The organism is Microbacterium oleivorans (assembly GCF_013389665.1).
GTDB lineage: Bacteria > Actinomycetota > Actinomycetes > Actinomycetales > Microbacteriaceae > Microbacterium > Microbacterium oleivorans_C.
On sequence record NZ_CP058316.1, the window covers coordinates 2,421,901 to 2,438,495 of the forward strand.

8 protein-coding genes, 3 rRNA genes and 1 pseudogene are annotated in these 16,595 nt (G+C 66.0%); 11 read left to right on the plus strand and 1 reads right to left on the minus strand.

From position 1 onward, the window contains the following. Positions 1–173 precede the first annotated feature (173 nt). Positions 174–1,037: an endonuclease domain-containing protein gene (locus HW566_RS11505; protein ID WP_178013027.1), complete on the plus strand. Its 864-nt coding sequence runs from the start codon at positions 174–176 to the stop codon at positions 1,035–1,037. A gap of 153 nt (positions 1,038–1,190) precedes the next feature. On the opposite strand, the gene HW566_RS11510 is transcribed toward HW566_RS11505, so the two are convergent. Beyond that, the gene (locus tag HW566_RS11510; RefSeq protein ID WP_178013029.1) at positions 1,191–2,270 is read right to left on the minus strand and encodes an FAD-dependent oxidoreductase; all 1,080 of its coding nucleotides are present in this window, start codon (positions 2,268–2,270) and stop codon (positions 1,191–1,193) included. Between the two features lie 198 nt (positions 2,271–2,468). Between HW566_RS11510 and HW566_RS11515 the strand changes: the two are divergent. The 10 genes and pseudogenes from HW566_RS11515 to HW566_RS11560 all read left to right on the plus strand — a co-directional run bounded on the left by HW566_RS11515 (position 2,469) and on the right by HW566_RS11560 (position 16,592). Further along, a pseudogene (locus tag HW566_RS11515) lies at positions 2,469–3,908 on the plus strand (ATP-binding cassette domain-containing protein). Positions 3,909–3,965: 57 nt separating this feature from the next. After that, complete coding sequence (locus HW566_RS11520) at positions 3,966–5,084, plus strand: GuaB3 family IMP dehydrogenase-related protein (protein ID WP_178014899.1); 1,119 nt, start codon at positions 3,966–3,968, stop codon at positions 5,082–5,084. Between the two features lie 70 nt (positions 5,085–5,154). Then, entirely contained in the window at positions 5,155–5,982 is an 828-nt protein-coding gene (locus HW566_RS11525; RefSeq protein WP_178014901.1) for an SURF1 family cytochrome oxidase biogenesis protein, read from the plus strand. 10 nt (positions 5,983–5,992) lie between these two features. Further along, the gene (locus HW566_RS11530) at positions 5,993–6,514 is read left to right on the plus strand and encodes a DUF3817 domain-containing protein (protein WP_178013031.1); all 522 of its coding nucleotides are present in this window, start codon (positions 5,993–5,995) and stop codon (positions 6,512–6,514) included. Further along, a complete protein-coding gene (gene guaA, locus HW566_RS11535) occupies positions 6,511–8,091 on the plus strand; it encodes a glutamine-hydrolyzing GMP synthase (RefSeq protein ID WP_178013033.1) in 1,581 nt (526 codons plus the stop codon). The genes HW566_RS11530 and guaA overlap by 4 nt, the downstream gene beginning before the upstream one ends. Before the next feature lie 594 nt (positions 8,092–8,685). After that, positions 8,686–10,207: ribosomal RNA gene (locus HW566_RS11540) — 16S ribosomal RNA — on the plus strand. A 375-nt stretch (positions 10,208–10,582) separates the two neighbouring features. Then, positions 10,583–13,688 (plus strand): 23S ribosomal RNA (locus tag HW566_RS11545). A 100-nt stretch (positions 13,689–13,788) separates the two neighbouring features. Beyond that, positions 13,789–13,905: ribosomal RNA gene (rrf, locus tag HW566_RS11550) — 5S ribosomal RNA — on the plus strand. The 16S, 23S and 5S rRNA genes sit together here, the layout of an rRNA operon. Before the next feature lie 66 nt (positions 13,906–13,971). Further along, on the plus strand, positions 13,972–15,555 hold the full coding sequence (locus HW566_RS16125; RefSeq protein WP_256728682.1) for an MSCRAMM family adhesin SdrC: 1,584 nt from the start codon (positions 13,972–13,974) through the stop codon (positions 15,553–15,555). Beyond that, a complete protein-coding gene (locus HW566_RS11560; RefSeq protein WP_178013035.1) occupies positions 15,555–16,592 on the plus strand; it encodes an HAD-IIA family hydrolase in 1,038 nt (345 codons plus the stop codon). Before HW566_RS16125 ends, HW566_RS11560 begins: the two co-directional genes overlap by 1 nt. Positions 16,593–16,595: the final 3 nt, after the last annotated feature.

A 16,595-nucleotide genomic window follows, 5' to 3' on the forward strand; every position in this document is an offset into this window, starting at 1 on the left:
GCGAGCAGCGGAGTTTCTGACGAAGGTCGGACCGATCCCCCCGGATCGTCCGACTTTCGTCGTATTCCCCGACGTCCGACCCCGGCTCCTCCCCAGAGCGCCCGGGACGGGTGGCTGTCCCGGGTTCGGGGGTGGGATGCCGCGCGGCGCGGTATCGACGCCAGGATGACGGGATGCCGCGCCGTCCCGCCTCATCCGATGTCACCGCTTGGGTGGATGCCGCCGGCGGCATCGCGCATCGCAGCGCGGTGTTGGCTGCGGGATTCCCGGTAGGCGTGCTCCGCGAGTCGGTCGCCGGAGGAGAGCTGCGGATGGTTCGCCGCGCCTGGTGCGTGTCCGGCGCCGCTCCCGGCGATCTGCTCGCCGCGGCATCCGCCGGCGGAAGGCTGACCTGCGTCTCGCTCGCGCGGCGGCGCGGGTGGTGGATGCCGGACGGCATCCCGGCGCAGCATCACGTACACCTCGTGCCGCATGCGTCGACGACCGGACTCGACGCCGCGACGGCGACGCACTGGACCCGGCCCCTGTGCCCCGTGGCCCGGACCGATCTCGAAGCCGGAATCGAGGACGCGCTCGGCCACATCGCCCAGTGCCTGTCGTGGAACGACGCACTCGTGGTTTGGGAGTCGGCTGCCCGTGTCGAGGCGCTCGCGCCCGAGACCCTCCAGGCCGTGCCGTGGACATCTGTTGCGGCGCGCGAGCTCGCCTCCGCCGTGACGGGGCTGGCCGATTCGGGCCTCGAGACGATCCTGTTCGCGCCACTGCGCGAGCGCGGCCTCCCCGTCGTGCAGCAGGCGAAGATCGCGGGTCGCTTCGTCGACGCACTCGTCGGTGACCGGCTCGTCCTGCAGGTCGACGGGTTCGCCTTCCACTCCTCGAGCGCGCAGCGCACGGCGGATGTCGCGCATGACGCCGAACTGCGGCTGCGCGGCTACACGGTGCTGCGGTTCACCTATCGGCAGCTGGTGCATGAGCGGGCCGGCGTGGAGTGGACACTCCAGCGCGCCCTCGCCCAACGGCTCCACCTCCGGCCCTGAGCCCGGCATGCCCGCGCGGACATCGGAGAGGACCCCGAAAGTCGGAGAGGACCCCGAAAGTCGGAGGGATCGAGCTGATCGGTCCGAATTCCGCGACATCGTCCGAAGCTGGTGTCTCGCACGTGCCCGCGGCCCGATCAGTCCGCGGCCCGATCAGGCGGCCATCAGCCGGAACGGCGCAGCCGCACGCGCGGCCGGGTCGAGCGCGAGCGCCCCGAGCGTCGCGCCGACGCCCGGGGCGAACTTGAACCCGTGGCCCGAGAAGCCGGCGCCCACCACGACCGAGCCGACGCGATCGAGCACGAACGCGCCGTCGTCGGTCGAGGTGTAGGTGCACGACAGGTGCACCGCCGAGTCCGGGTCGAGCCCCGGCATCCATTCGCGCACGTACTCGGCCAGTGCGTCGTGATGCGTGACGCGGTGCGGGCGCTCGTCCGGATCGACAACGTCGCCGACGCGGTGGAAGCCGACCTTCACCCCCTCGCCCGGCGTCGGCATGCCGTAGACCGGGGCCGGATAGCGTCCCGGGTCGATCCGATGGTTGAACGAGGGCCACGGACCGATCGTCGGCGCGAAGTGCGCCGGAGTCTCCTCGGTCACCGTCAAGCGGGGCATGCGGATGCCGGCGAGCAGACCCTCGGTCCACGCGCCCACCGTCGCGACGACGACGTCCGCCTCGATCTCGCCCCCGCTCGCGAGCCGCACGCGCGCGCCGCGCTCGCCGAGGTCGTCGAGCCCCGCCACCGGCGCGCCCCACCGCACCTCGCCGCCCGCTGCCAGCACCCGTCGCTCCAGCTCGAGCAGCGCTGCCGACGCCCGCACGACGCCGGCGCCCGGCGAGTACAGCACGTCGGCTTCGAAGCGCATGCCCGGCCACTGCGCTCGCGCCTCGGCTCCCGACAGCATCAGGGTCGGGATGCCGCGGTCGTGCAGTCCTCGCGCGATCGTCTCGAGTCCGGCGCCGCCGTGGGTGACGAGCCCGTGCCGCCGCAGGAGCGGTTCGCCGCCCACCTCGCCGAGCGCGTCCCAGCCCTCCTGTGCCCGCTGCAGCAGATCGAGGTAGTGCGCCTCGGCGTAGGCGTCGTTGAAGTTACGCGTCTCGCCGTGCGACGCCCCGTGCGCGTGTCCGCGTCCGAAGCGCTCGAGCACGAGCGGCCGCTCACCGCGCCGGGTCAGCGCCCACGCGGTGGCGAGGCCCATCACGCCGGCCCCGACGATCACGATGCGAGTCATGCGGCCAGCCTCCCACCCACCCCGTGCGCCAGGGTCGTCGTCGGACGAACGCGTCATCTTCGGACTCATCCGCCCGCGGCATCCGACTCCCGCGCGATCCTCCGAGCTTCGTCCGTCCCGCCGAACCCGGGCGTCATGCCGCACCGCGGTGCGATAGCCTGGTCGGCTCCGCAGCGGAGCGGAAAGGCCCGGTCCACCATGGGATCGCTCGACATCCTGGGTGTCTCGTTCACCCTCCCCGACGGCAGACCGTTGCTCGACGAGGTCGCGTTCCGCGTCTCCGCGGGCTCGACCACAGCGCTGATCGGCCAGAACGGCGCGGGCAAGACGACCCTGCTGCGTATCGTCCGCGGGGATGCCGCGGCGCACGGCGGCGTCGTGCAGATCGACGGCGGTCTCGGGGTGATGGACCAGTTCGTCGGACACGGCGGTGCCGACGACACCGTGCACGACCTGCTGATCTCGGTCGCGCCCGAGCGGGTCCGCCGAGCCGCGCGCGAGCTCGACGACGCCGAGAACGCCGTGATCGCCTCCGACGAGCTCGACACGCAGATGCGCTACGCCGCCGCGATCGCCGACTACGCCGATGCCGGCGGCTACGAGTACGAGACCGTCTGGGACACCTGCACGACCGCGGCCCTCGGCATCCCGTTCGAGCGGGCGCGCTACCGCGAGCTGACGACGCTGTCGGGGGGAGAGCAGAAGCGGCTGGCGCTCGAAGCGCTGCTGCGCGGTCCCGACGAGGTGCTGCTGCTCGACGAACCCGACAACTATCTCGATGTCCCGGGCAAGCGGTGGCTCGAGGAGCGTCTGCGCGAGACGGCGAAGACGGTCCTCCTCGTCTCGCACGACCGCGAGCTGCTCGCACGCGCCGCCGATCGGATCGTCACCCTCGAGGCGGGGGCGGCGGGCAGCACGGCGTGGGTCCACGGTGGGGGCTTCGAGACCTACCACCGCGCCCGCGACGATCGGATGGCCCGCCTCGACGAGCTGCGTCGGCGCTGGGACGAGGAGCACGCGAAGCTGAAGAGGTTCGTCGCCGACATGAAGGCGAAGGCCGCGGCCAGCGACGAGTTCGCCTCCCGCTACCGGGCGGCTCAGACGCGGCTGCGCCGCTTCGAGGATGCCGGGCCGCCCGAGGAACGTCCGCCGCAACAGAACCTCGAGCTGCGACTGCGCGGCTCGCGCACGGGCAAACGAGCGGTCGTCGCCGACGGACTGGAGCTCACCGGGCTCATGCGACCGTTCGACCTCGAGGTGTGGTTCGGCGACCGCGTCGCGGTGCTCGGCTCGAACGGTTCGGGGAAGTCGCACTTCCTCCGCCTCCTCGCCGCGGGCGGATCGGCCCCGGACTCCCTTCTCGGGCACGTCACCGCGGTCGGCGCCGCCCTCGAGCCCGTCGCGCACGCCGGGAGGGCGACGCTCGGCGCGCGTGTCGTCCCCGGCTGGTTCGCCCAGACGCACCGGAGGCGCTAGAGCGGGCGCTCGCCGCATTCGAGGGGGACCGTCCTGGCGGTGACGCACGACCGATGGTTCGCGCGCTCGTTCGATCGGTTCGTCGTCTTCGGCGGCGACGGGCGGGTCTACGAGTCCGACGAGGCGGTCTGGGACGAGCGACGTGTCGTCCGTGCGCGGTGAGAGGGCGGCCGTTCCGGATGTCGCGTCCGGGGCGGCCGGTAGGCTGAGGGGGTGACCATGGAGATCGAGCTCGGCCGCGCCAAGCGCGCCCGTCGGGCCTACGCGTTCGACGACATCGCGGTCGTGCCCTCGCGGCGCACCCGCAACACCGAGGACGTGTCGACCGCCTGGTCGATCGACGCGTTCCAGTTCTCCATCCCGGTGCTGGGCGCTCCGATGGACTCCGTGATCAGCCCGCGCACGGCCATCATGCTCGGGCAGCTCGGCGGGCTCGGCGTGCTCGACCTCGAAGGGCTGTGGACCCGGTACGACGACCCCGAGCCGCTGCTGGCCGAGATCTCCGCTCTGCCCGATGCGTCGGCGACGCGCCGGATGCAAGAGCTCTACGCCGAGCCGATCAAGCCCGAGCTGGTGCGCGACCGCCTCGCCGAGATCCGAGCCGCCGGCGTGACCGTCGCCGGTTCGCTGACGCCGCAGCGCACCCAGGAGCTCTACGAGACCGTCGTCGCCGCCGGCGTCGACCTCTTCGTCATCCGCGGCACCACCGTCTCGGCGGAGCACGTCTCGAGCGTCGACGAGCCGCTGAACCTCAAGAAGTTCATCTACGACCTCGATGTCCCCGTGATCGTCGGCGGCGCCTCGACCTACACCGCGGCGCTGCACCTCATGCGCACCGGTGCCGCTGGCGTCCTCGTCGGCTTCGGCGGTGGCGCGGCGTCCACGACGCGGGTCACCCTCGGCGTCCACGCGCCCATGGCGACGGCGGTGGCCGACGTCGCCGGCGCCCGTCGCGACTACCTCGACGAGTCCGGCGGCCGCTACGTGCACGTCATCGCCGACGGCGGCGTGGGCACCTCGGGCGACATCGTCAAGGCGCTCGCCATGGGGGCGGATGCCGTCATGCTCGGCGTCGCGCTCGCCCGTGCCACCGATGCTCCCGGCCATGGTTTCCACTGGGGTCCTGAAGCGCACCACGCCCAGCTGCCGCGCGGTCACCGCGTGGCTGTCGAGCAGGTCGCCCCGCTCGAGGAAGTGCTCTACGGTCCGGCACCGGTGGCCGACGGGACCGCCAACCTGATCGGGGCGCTCAAGAAGTCGATGGCGACCACCGGCTACTCCGATCTCAAGGAGTTCCAGCGCGTGGAGGTCGTGGTCGCGCCCTACAGCGTGCGGTGACATGAGCTCGACCCGCTCCGCACCCCCGGCCGCGTCGGCCTCGGCCTTCGCGCCGACGCTGCGCGAGGTCATGCTCCGGCCCTGGTGGCTCGGGATGCTCGCCTTCGCGTTGCTCGTGGCGGCGGTGTTCGCGTGGCTCGGGCAGTGGCAGCTCTCGCGAGCGGTCGACACCTCGCCGCCGGCGCCCGGGCAGACCGAGCAGGTGCGCCCGCTCGCCGATGTCGCCTCACCGGGGGAGTACCTGCCGGAGCCGCTCGTCGGCCAGCGCATCGAGGTGCGGGGGTCGTTCGTGCCGGGTGACTTCGACATCGTCTCGTCGCGCTTCGATCAGGGCGTCGAGGGCTACTGGGTGACCGGCCAGCTGCGGGTCGACCCCGCCGATGCCCGCTCTGCGGCTCCGACGTCGCTGGCCGTCGCGGTCGGCTGGACGGCCGAGCTGACCGAGGCGGAGAGTGCGGCAGCCGCGCTCGACGCCGATGCGCCCCGCGACGTCTCGCTCACGGGACGCATCATCTCCGACGAGGGGCCGGCCGCGCCCGCCCGGGGCGCCGACCCGCAGGAGATGACGCGGATGTCGCCCGCAGCCCTCCTCGGCCGGTGGAGCGACACCGCCGGACTGGATGTGTACCGCGGGTATCTGACCTCGGCCGAGCCGCTGGCGGGTCTGACCGCGATCGATTCGCCGGCGCCCGACGAGCGGTCGAACGTGAACTGGCTCAACATCTTCTACGCCGTCGAGTGGGCCGTGTTCGCGGGTTTCGCGTTCTACATGTGGTACCGCCTCGCCAAGGACGCGTGGGAGAAGGAGCTCGAGGACCTCGAGGACGAGGGCGATGTCGCCGCCGGCCCCAACGATGCGCCCGTCGCGACGGGAAGCCCGTCCGCGCCCCGCGACTAGACTGGACCGCATGCCTCGCGCCCCGAAACTCGCCACGTTCCCGGCGATCCGGAACGCCCTGCGCTTCTACCAGATCTGCTCGGTCATCACCGGTGTCGGTCTGCTCCTGCTGCTGGCGGAGATGATCCTGAAGTACACGCCCATCCACCTCGAGCTCTTCGCCGGCGGGACGGGCGGTCTGCTCTGGTTCGCTCCCGTGATCGCCGGAGCCGACTGCGAGTGGTGGTCGCTGTTCGTGCCGCAGACGAACTCGTGCGAGATGATCTCGACCGGCGACGGATTCAACATCTCGCTCGCGATCCTCGTCGTGCACGGCTGGTTCTACGTCGTCTACCTCTTCGCGTGCTTCCGCGTGTGGAGTCTCATGCGCTGGACGTTCCCGCGGTTCATCCTGCTCGCCCTCGGCGGGGTCGTCCCCGCCCTCTCGTTCTTCATGGAGGCCCGCGTCGGGCGTGAGGTGAGGGCCTACCTCGCCGAGCGCGAAGCCGCGGAGTCCGCCGCATCCATCCCCGCCACGGAAGGCACCCGGTGACCACTCAGACCGAAACGTCCCAGCGGCCCGTCCTCGTCGTCGACTTCGGCGCGCAGTATGCGCAGCTGATCGCCCGTCGCGTCCGCGAGGCCGGCGTCTACAGCGAGCTCGTTCCGCACACCGCCTCGGCGCAGGAGATCGCCGAGAAGGATCCTGTCGGGATCATCCTCTCGGGGGGTCCGTCGTCGGTGTACGAACCGGGCGCGCCGTCGCTCGACCCCGGGGTGTTCGACCTCGGGGTGCCGACGCTCGGCATCTGCTACGGCTTCCAGGTGATGGCGCAGGCGCTCGGCGGCGAGGTGGCCAACACGGGATTGCGCGAGTACGGTGCGACCGATGCCACCGTGGTGACCGAGGGCACGCTGCTGGAAGGGCAGCCGCCCGAGCAGAACGTGTGGATGAGCCATGGCGACCAGGTGTCGCGGGCTCCCGACGGTTTCGACGTCCTCGCGCGGACGGCGGCGACGCCGGTGGCTGCCTTCGCCAACGATGCGCGCAAGTTCTACGGGGTCCAGTGGCACCCCGAGGTGAAGCACTCCGATCACGGCCAGCGCGTCATCGAGAACTTCCTGCACAAGGCCGCGGGGCTCCCCGCCGACTGGAACAGCGGCAACGTCATCGCCGAGCAGGTCGACCGGATCCGGGAGCAGGTCGGCTCGGGACGGGTGATCTCGGCGCTCTCGGGAGGTGTCGATTCCGCCGTGTCGACGGCCCTCGTCCACAAGGCTGTCGGCGACAAGCTCACCGCGATCTTCGTCGACCACGGTCTGCTGCGGAAGGGCGAGCGCGAGCAGGTCGAGAACGATTACGTCGCCTCGACCGGCGTGCGACTGATCACGGTGGACGCTCGGGAACGCTTCCTCGAGGCGCTCGCGGGTGTGAGCGACCCCGAGCAGAAGCGAAAGATCATCGGGCGGGAGTTCATCCGCGCCTTCGAACAGGCCGAACGCGACCTGATGGCCGAGGCGGCAGCGGACGGTGAGCCGATCCGGTTCCTCGTCCAGGGGACGCTCTACCCCGACGTCGTCGAGTCCGGTGGAGGCGCCGGCACCGCGAACATCAAGAGCCACCACAACGTGGGCGGTCTTCCCGAAGATCTGCAGTTCGAGCTGATCGAGCCTCTGCGGACCCTGTTCAAGGACGAGGTGCGGGCGATCGGTCGCGAGCTCGGGCTGCCCGAGGCGATCGTCGGGCGTCAGCCGTTTCCGGGGCCCGGCCTCGGAATCCGCATCGTGGGCGAGGTCACCGCTGACCGTCTCGAGATCCTGCGTGAGGCCGATGCCATCGCGCGCGCCGAGCTGACGAAGGCGGGGCTGGACTCCGAGATTTGGCAATGCCCGGTGGTGCTGCTCGCCGACGTGCGCTCCGTGGGGGTGCAGGGAGACGGCCGGACGTACGGGCATCCGATCGTGCTGCGACCCGTGTCGAGCGAGGACGCGATGACGGCGGACTGGACGCGGCTGCCCTACGACGTGCTCTCGAAGATCTCGAACCGCATCACCAATGAGGTGCGAGACATCAACCGGGTCGTGTTGGACGTCACGTCCAAGCCCCCGGGGACGATCGAGTGGGAGTGAGCGCTTCGCGCGACGACGGCGGATGCCGCGGCCGATGGGTCGCGGCATCCGCCGTTTTCCGCGTCGTGACAGGGATCCCGCGGCGTCGGCGCCCGCGCGACACGCCCGGGATGTCACTCCGCTTTGCCACGTCGGCCCGCGCCGCGTAACTTATTACTTGTTCGCCCCACAGGGAAGAGCGAGAAGGCCGGAAGGCCTACGCCCCCTCAAGCGGAGAACGAATCCCATCCCAAACCTCCTTGCGAGAACAAGACGCTTGCGTCTAGGATGGAAACTCCACCCCGAACATCAGTCTTCGACTGTCGCGGAGCTCGATCTCCGAAGCAGTCAGAAGCGCGCGGGGTGGGTATGGTTGTGAAGTTGCCCTCTGGGCTGGCTGTGAGGTCAGTTGGGGGAGCGTCCGATCCTTGAGAACTCAACAGCGTGCACTTGTCAAATGCCAAATAACCTCGTCTCCACTTCGGTGGGGTGAGATTCCTTTGGATCAAAGACCTTCCTTCGGGGAGGCAATGGATAGTCAGCAATGATTTATCTCTTTGGTCAGCATCAAACTCGCTGCTCCGGTCTTTTTCCGATCGGGGTCAGCAAATTTTCTTTACGGAGAGTTTGATCCTGGCTCAGGATGAACGCTGGCGGCGTGCTTAACACATGCAAGTCGAACGGTGAAGCAGAGCTTGCTCTGTGGATCAGTGGCGAACGGGTGAGTAACACGTGAGCAATCTGCCCCTGACTCTGGGATAAGCGCTGGAAACGGCGTCTAATACCGGATACGAGCTGCGAAGGCATCTTCAGCAGTTGGAAAGAATTTCGGTCAGGGATGAGCTCGCGGCCTATCAGCTTGTTGGTGAGGTAATGGCTCACCAAGGCGTCGACGGGTAGCCGGCCTGAGAGGGTGACCGGCCACACTGGGACTGAGACACGGCCCAGACTCCTACGGGAGGCAGCAGTGGGGAATATTGCACAATGGGCGCAAGCCTGATGCAGCAACGCCGCGTGAGGGATGACGGCCTTCGGGTTGTAAACCTCTTTTAGCAGGGAAGAAGCGAAAGTGACGGTACCTGCAGAAAAAGCGCCGGCTAACTACGTGCCAGCAGCCGCGGTAATACGTAGGGCGCAAGCGTTATCCGGAATTATTGGGCGTAAAGAGCTCGTAGGCGGTCTGTCGCGTCTGCTGTGAAATCCCGAGGCTCAACCTCGGGTCTGCAGTGGGTACGGGCAGACTAGAGTGCGGTAGGGGAGATTGGAATTCCTGGTGTAGCGGTGGAATGCGCAGATATCAGGAGGAACACCGATGGCGAAGGCAGATCTCTGGGCCGTAACTGACGCTGAGGAGCGAAAGGGTGGGGAGCAAACAGGCTTAGATACCCTGGTAGTCCACCCCGTAAACGTTGGGAACTAGTTGTGGGGTCCATTCCACGGATTCCGTGACGCAGCTAACGCATTAAGTTCCCCGCCTGGGGAGTACGGCCGCAAGGCTAAAACTCAAAGGAATTGACGGGGACCCGCACAAGCGGCGGAGCATGCGGATTAATTCGATGCAACGCGAAGAACCTTACCAAGGCTTGACATATACGAGAACGGGCTAGAAATAGTCAACTCTTTGGACACTCGTAAACAGGTGGTGCATGGTTGTCGTCAGCTCGTGTCGTGAGATGTTGGGTTAAGTCCCGCAACGAGCGCAACCCTCGTTCTATGTTGCCAGCACGTAATGGTGGGAACTCATGGGATACTGCCGGGGTCAACTCGGAGGAAGGTGGGGATGACGTCAAATCATCATGCCCCTTATGTCTTGGGCTTCACGCATGCTACAATGGCCGGTACAAAGGGCTGCAATACCGTGAGGTGGAGCGAATCCCAAAAAGCCGGTCCCAGTTCGGATTGAGGTCTGCAACTCGACCTCATGAAGTCGGAGTCGCTAGTAATCGCAGATCAGCAACGCTGCGGTGAATACGTTCCCGGGTCTTGTACACACCGCCCGTCAAGTCATGAAAGTCGGTAACACCTGAAGCCGGTGGCCCAACCCTTGTGGAGGGAGCCGTCGAAGGTGGGATCGGTAATTAGGACTAAGTCGTAACAAGGTAGCCGTACCGGAAGGTGCGGCTGGATCACCTCCTTTCTAAGGAGCATCTGAAGTCTTCGGACTTCCAGAACCCAGTTCGAAGGCACATGTTCTTCGCTGGGAGCTCATGGGTGGAACATTTGACATGGTGCGAAGGATGAGGTTCTTCTCTAGTACGCCGCTTGCGGTGGGAACGGGGAGGGTTTCGGGTGTCGCACCTGCACGCTGTTGGGTCCTGAGGGACCGGATGAGAGTCCGCAACCTCTGGGCCTTTTCTTCATGCTGCTGGTCGGTGTGGGGGGAGGGTACCGCCCGTACTTTGAGAACTACACAGTGGACGCGAGCATCTTCGATGCGACACCTTCGGGTGTTGTGTCGTGAAGATGATCTTAAAGATCATTAGTCAATTTTTTGACGATTCAACTCATGTGATTTCAAGTCTTTAAGAGCAAACGGTGGATGCCTTGGCATCTGGAGCCGAAGAAGGACGTAGCAATCTGCGATAAGCCTCGGGGAGTGGATAAGCACACTGTGATCCGAGGGTGTCCGAATGGGGAAACCCCGCTGGGCGGCGTGCCGACCTAGTGACTCCCGCCTGAATATATAGGGCGGGTAGAGGGAACGTGGGGAAGTGAAACATCTCAGTACCCACAGGAAGAGAAAGCAACCGCGATTCCGTTAGTAGTGGCGAGCGAAACCGGAACAGGCTAAACCTTGCGTGTGTGATAGCCGGCAGGCGTTGCACGTTGGGGGTTGTGGGACTTTTTTGATCATTCTGCCGAGTGGTCGACGTTACAAGAAGGTATAGACGAACAGGTTTGAATGCCTGGTCATAGAGGGTGCGAACCCCGTAGTCGAAATGCTTCTCTTGGCGTGAAGAGTATCCCAAGTAGCACGGGGCCCGAGAAATCCCGTGTGAATCTGTCAGGACCACCTGATAAGCCTAAATACTCCCAGATGACCGATAGCGGACAAGTACCGTGAGGGAAAGGTGAAAAGTACCCCGGGAGGGGAGTGAAATAGTACCTGAAACCGTTTGCTTACAAACCGTTGGAGCCTCCTTAGTAGGGGTGACAGCGTGCCTTTTGAAGAATGAGCCTGCGAGTTAGCGATACGTGGCGAGGTTAACCCGTGTGGGGTAGCCGTAGCGAAAGCGAGTCTGAATAGGGCGATTCAGTCGCGTGTCCTAGACCCGAAGCGAAGTGATCTATCCATGGCCAGGTTGAAGCGACGGTAAGACGTCGTGGAGGACCGAACCCACTTAGGTTGAAAACTGAGGGGATGAGCTGTGGATAGGGGTGAAAGGCCAATCAAACTTCGTGATAGCTGGTTCTCTCCGAAATGCATTTAGGTGCAGCGTTGCGTGTTTCTTGCCGGAGGTAGAGCTACTGGATGGCCGATGGGCCCTACAAGGTTACTGACGTCAGCCAAACTCCGAATGCCGGTAAGTGAGAGCGCAGCAGTGAGACTGTGGGGGATAAGCTTCATAGTCGAGAGGGAAACAACCCAGACCACCAACTAAGGTCCCAAAGCGCGTGCTAAGTGGGAAAGGATGTGGAGTTGCTTTGACAACCAGGAGGTTGGCTTAGAAGCAGCCACCCTTGAAAGAGTGCGTAATAGCTCACTGGTCAAGTGATTCCGCGCCGACAATGTAACGGGGCTCAAGCACGCCACCGAAGTTGTGGCATTAGCATTATTGGTAGGCCTTCGTGGTCCAGCCGTGTTGATGGGTAGGAGAGCGTCGTGTGGCCAGCGAAGCGGCGGTGTGAACCAGCCGTGGAGGCCACACGAGTGAGAATGCAGGCATGAGTAGCGAAAGACGTGTGAGAAACACGTCCTCCGAAAGACCAAGGGTTCCAGGGTCAAGCTAATCTTCCCTGGGTAAGTCGGGACCTAAGGCGAGGCCGACAGGCGTAGTCGATGGACAACGGGTTGATATTCCCGTACCGGCGAAGAACCGCCCAAGCTAATCCAGTGGTGCTAAGAGTCCTAACCCGGCTGAGTGGATCCCTTCGGGGTGATGCCGGCCGGTCTAACGCTCGAACCCATGCTGGTGCGGCTAGCGTATTAACAGGTGTGACGCAGGAAGGTAGCCCAACCCGGGCGATGGTTGTCCCGGGGCAAGTGCGTAGGCCGAGAGATAGGCAAATCCGTCTCTCACATAGGCTGAGACACGATGCGGATAAAAAGTGGGTGATCCTATGCTGCCGAGAAAAGCATCGACGCGAGGTTCTAGCTGCCCGTACCCCAAACCGACTCAGGTGGTCAGGTAGAGAATACCAAGGAGATCGAGAGAATCGTGGTTAAGGAACTCGGCAAAATGCCCCCGTAACTTCGGGAGAAGGGGGGCCTTCCACTTATTAGGATTTACTCCGAAAGGGTGTGGAGGCCGCAGAGACTAGTGGGTAGCGACTGTTTACTAAAAACACAGGTCCGTGCCAAGTCGCAAGACGATGTATACGGACTGACGCCTGCCCGGTGCTGGAAGGTTAAGAGGACCGGTTAGCCGCAAGGCGAAGCTGAGAATTTAAGCCCCAGTAAACGGCGGTGGTAACTATAACCATCCTAAGGTAGCGAAATTCCTTGTCGGGTAAGTTCCGACCTGCACGAATGGCGTAACGACTTCCCAACTGTCTCAACCGCGAACTCGGCGAAATTGCATTACGAGTAAAGATGCTCGTTACGCGCAGCAGGACGGAAAGACCCCGTGACCTTTACTATAGCTTGGTATTGGTGTTCGGTGTGGCTTGTGTAGGATAGGTGGGAGACTTTGAAGCGGTGACGCCAGTTACCGTGGAGTCATTGTTGAAATACCACTCTGGTCACTCTGGATATCTAACTTCGAACCGTAATCCGGTTCAGGGACAGTGCCTGGTGGGTAGTTTAACTGGGGCGGTTGCCTCCCAAAAAGTAACGGAGGCGCCCAAAGGTTCCCTCAACCTGGTTGGCAATCAGGTGGCGAGTGTAAGTGCACAAGGGAGCTTGACTGTGAGACTGACAGGTCGAGCAGGGACGAAAGTCGGGACTAGTGATCCGGCAGTGGCTTGTGGAAGCGCTGTCGCTCAACGGATAAAAGGTACCTCGGGGATAACAGGCTGATCTTGCCCAAGAGTCCATATCGACGGCATGGTTTGGCACCTCGATGTCGGCTCGTCGCATCCTGGGGCTGGAGTAGGTCCCAAGGGTTGGGCTGTTCGCCCATTAAAGCGGTACGCGAGCTGGGTTTAGAACGTCGTGAGACAGTTCGGTCCCTATCCGCTGCGCGCGTAGGAAATTTGAGAGGATCTGACCCTAGTACGAGAGGACCGGGTTGGACGAACCTCTGGTGTGCCAGTTGTTCCGCCAGGAGCACCGCTGGTTAGCTACGTTCGGGATGGATAACCGCTGAAAGCATCTAAGCGGGAAGCCGGCCTCAAGATGAGATTTCCATGCCTTCGGGCGAGAGGCTCCCAGCCAGACTACTGGGTTGATAGGCCGGATGTGGAAGCGTGGCAACACGTGAAGCTGACCGGTACTAATAAGCCGATGACTTGATAACACACCGTTTTTGGTGCTTGCGTCCACTGAGTGGTTCTCGATGTACGGTCGAGAACCGCATAACGAATTGATCGTTGTGCAGACTGAAACATCAATAGTGTTTCGGCGGCCATAGCGTGAGGGAAACGCCCGGTTACATTCCGAACCCGGAAGCTAAGCCTCACAGCGCCGATGGTACTGCAGGGGGGACCCTGTGGGAGAGTAGGACACCGCCGGACTTCTTTCGTGAAATGGCCACCCAACGCTGGGTGGCCATTTCTCGTTTCCGGGACGAAAGGAACGTCGTGACTGAAGAAGACCGCCCGCGATCGGAGCGCAAGCCCCGATACTCCGCTGCGGACTCCGGTGCACGGCGCCCTCGTCGCGACGGCGATGCGCCGAAGCGCGACGGCCGTCCCGGCCGCGACAACTCCGATCGCCCGCGCCGCGACAACTCCGATCGCCCGCGGCGCGGCGGCGATGCCCGTCCGCAGCGCGACGGCGACTCGCGGCCGCGTCGCGAGGGGGATCGTCCCTCGTACCCGCGTCGGGACGGTGACTCGCGTCCGCAGCGTGACGGCGATGCCCGTCCGCGTCGCGATGGCGACTCCCGTCCCCAGCGCGACGGCGACTCGCGGCCGCGTCGCGACGGTGATCGCCCGTCGTACCCGCGTCGCGATGGCGACTCGCGTCCGCGGCGCGACGGCGACTCGCGGCCGCGTCGTGACGGCGACCGTCCCTCGTACCCGCGCCGCGACGGGGATCGTCCGTCCTACCCGCGTCGCGACGGTGACTCGCGTCCGCAGCGCGACGGCGATGCCCGTCCGCGTCGTGACGGCGACCGTCCCTCGTATCCGCGCCGCGACGGCGACCGTCCCTCGTATCCGCGCCGCGACGGGGATCGTCCCTCGTACCCGCGCCGCGACGGCGACGCTCGTCCCCGCCGCGACGGGGATCGCCCGTCGTATCCGCGTCGTGACGGCGATCGCGCATCCCGTCCCCCGCAGGGGTCCGATCGGCGCGAGATTCCGCGCGGGCCGGAGATCCCCGACGAGGTGACCGCCCGCGACCTTCCCGGCGCCGCCCGCAACGAGCTCAAGACCCTGAGCAAGGAGAACGCCGAACAGGTGGCTCGCCACCTCGCGATGGTCGCTCAGCTCATCGACGAGGATCCTGCGCTTGCGCACGAGCACGCGCTCGCGGCATCCCGTCGTGCCGGACGCGTCGGCGTCGTTCGTGAGACCGTCGCCATCACGGCGTACGCCACGGGCGACTACGCGCTCGCGCTGCGCGAGCTGCGCACCTACCGCCGCATCTCCGGCAACGACGACCAGATCGCGCTGATGGTCGACAGCGAACGCGGTGTCGGCCGCCCCGACCGGGCCCTCGAAGTGGGACGTGCCGTCGACCGGGCCTCACTGCCGATCGAGGTGCGCGTCGAACTCGCCATCGCGATGTCGGGAGCACGCCTGGATCTCGGCGAGACCGAGCGCGCCCTGCAGGAGCTCGACATCCCCGAGCTCGACCCCGATCGGGCGTTCTCGTGGAGTCCGGCGCTCTTCGCCGCCCGCGCTGCGGTGCTCGAGGATCTCGGGCGTGCTGACGAGGCCGCCCTGTGGCAGCGTCGCGCGGTCGTTGCGGAGGACGCGCTGGGCGCGACCGATGCCGCTCGTGAACTCATCGTCGTCGACGACATCGACGAGACGCTCGACGAGGCTCTCGACACCGACGAGACGTCCGACACTGACGAGACGTCCGACACTGACGAGACGTCCGACACCGACGACACGGCCGAGGCCGATGCGACAGGCGACACCGGCGAGACGGCTGACCGGGCCGACGGCGGGAGCGAGGCGCCGGCGGCATCCGACGAGGAGGCGTCCCGCTGATGGGCCTGTTCTCCCGCGGCGCCGGGGCGACACCGCTCGACGGCACCGACGCGGTGCTGGCCGATCTCGACGGGGTCGTCTACGCCGGTGCACGCGCACTGCCGCATGCCGTCGAGAGCCTGAATCTCGCCGGGGAGACCCGCAGGCTGGGCTACATCACCAACAACGCCTCACGGCGCGACGCCGTCGTCGCCGAGCACCTGCGCGACCTCGGACTCTCGCGCACCCGCCCGGAGGACGTCATCACGAGCCCGCAGGCCGCAATGCGGCTGCTGCGCGATCGCGTGGCCGTCGGCTCGACGATCCTCGTCGTCGGTGGGGACGGTCTCGTCCACGAGCTCGAGAAAGCCGGGTACGTGCCGACGCGGTCCGCCGACGACGCACCGGCGGCCGTCGTGCAGGGCTTCGCGCCGGACGTGGGGTGGGCGCAGCTCGCGGAGGCGGCGTACGCCCTCGCCCTGCCCGAGGAGCAGGGCGGCATCCCGTGGATCGCCACGAACACCGACTGGACGATCCCGCAGTCCCGGGGCGTCGCGCCGGGCAACGGCACCCTCGTGTCGGCCGTGCACACCGCCGTCGGGCGGCTGGCGACGGTCGCGGGCAAGCCGGAGCGTCCGATCTTCGATGAGGCGGTCGCCCGCTTCGGTGCGGGCGATGCCCTCTTCATCGGCGACCGGCTCGACACCGACATCGCCGGTGCTCAGGCCGCCGGCATCCGATCCGCTCTCGTGCTCACCGGCATCGACCGGCCCAAGCACGTGCTCGCGGCGCCGAGCAACGCCCGCCCGACCTACATCGTCGGTGATCTCCGCGAACTGCACGAGCCCTATCCCGAGACGCGCACGAAGGGCGACATCACCATGGTGGGCCGCGCGAGCGTGCGCATCGACGGTGCCGACATCGTCATCCTGGATGAGGGCGACCGGCCCATCGACCTCGTGCGAGCCGGTGCGGCCGCCATCTGGTCCACCGGACGTGCGATCTACGGGTTCCGGGTGCCCGAACGGCTGTACGCGGATCCGTTCCACCGTCCCTGAGCA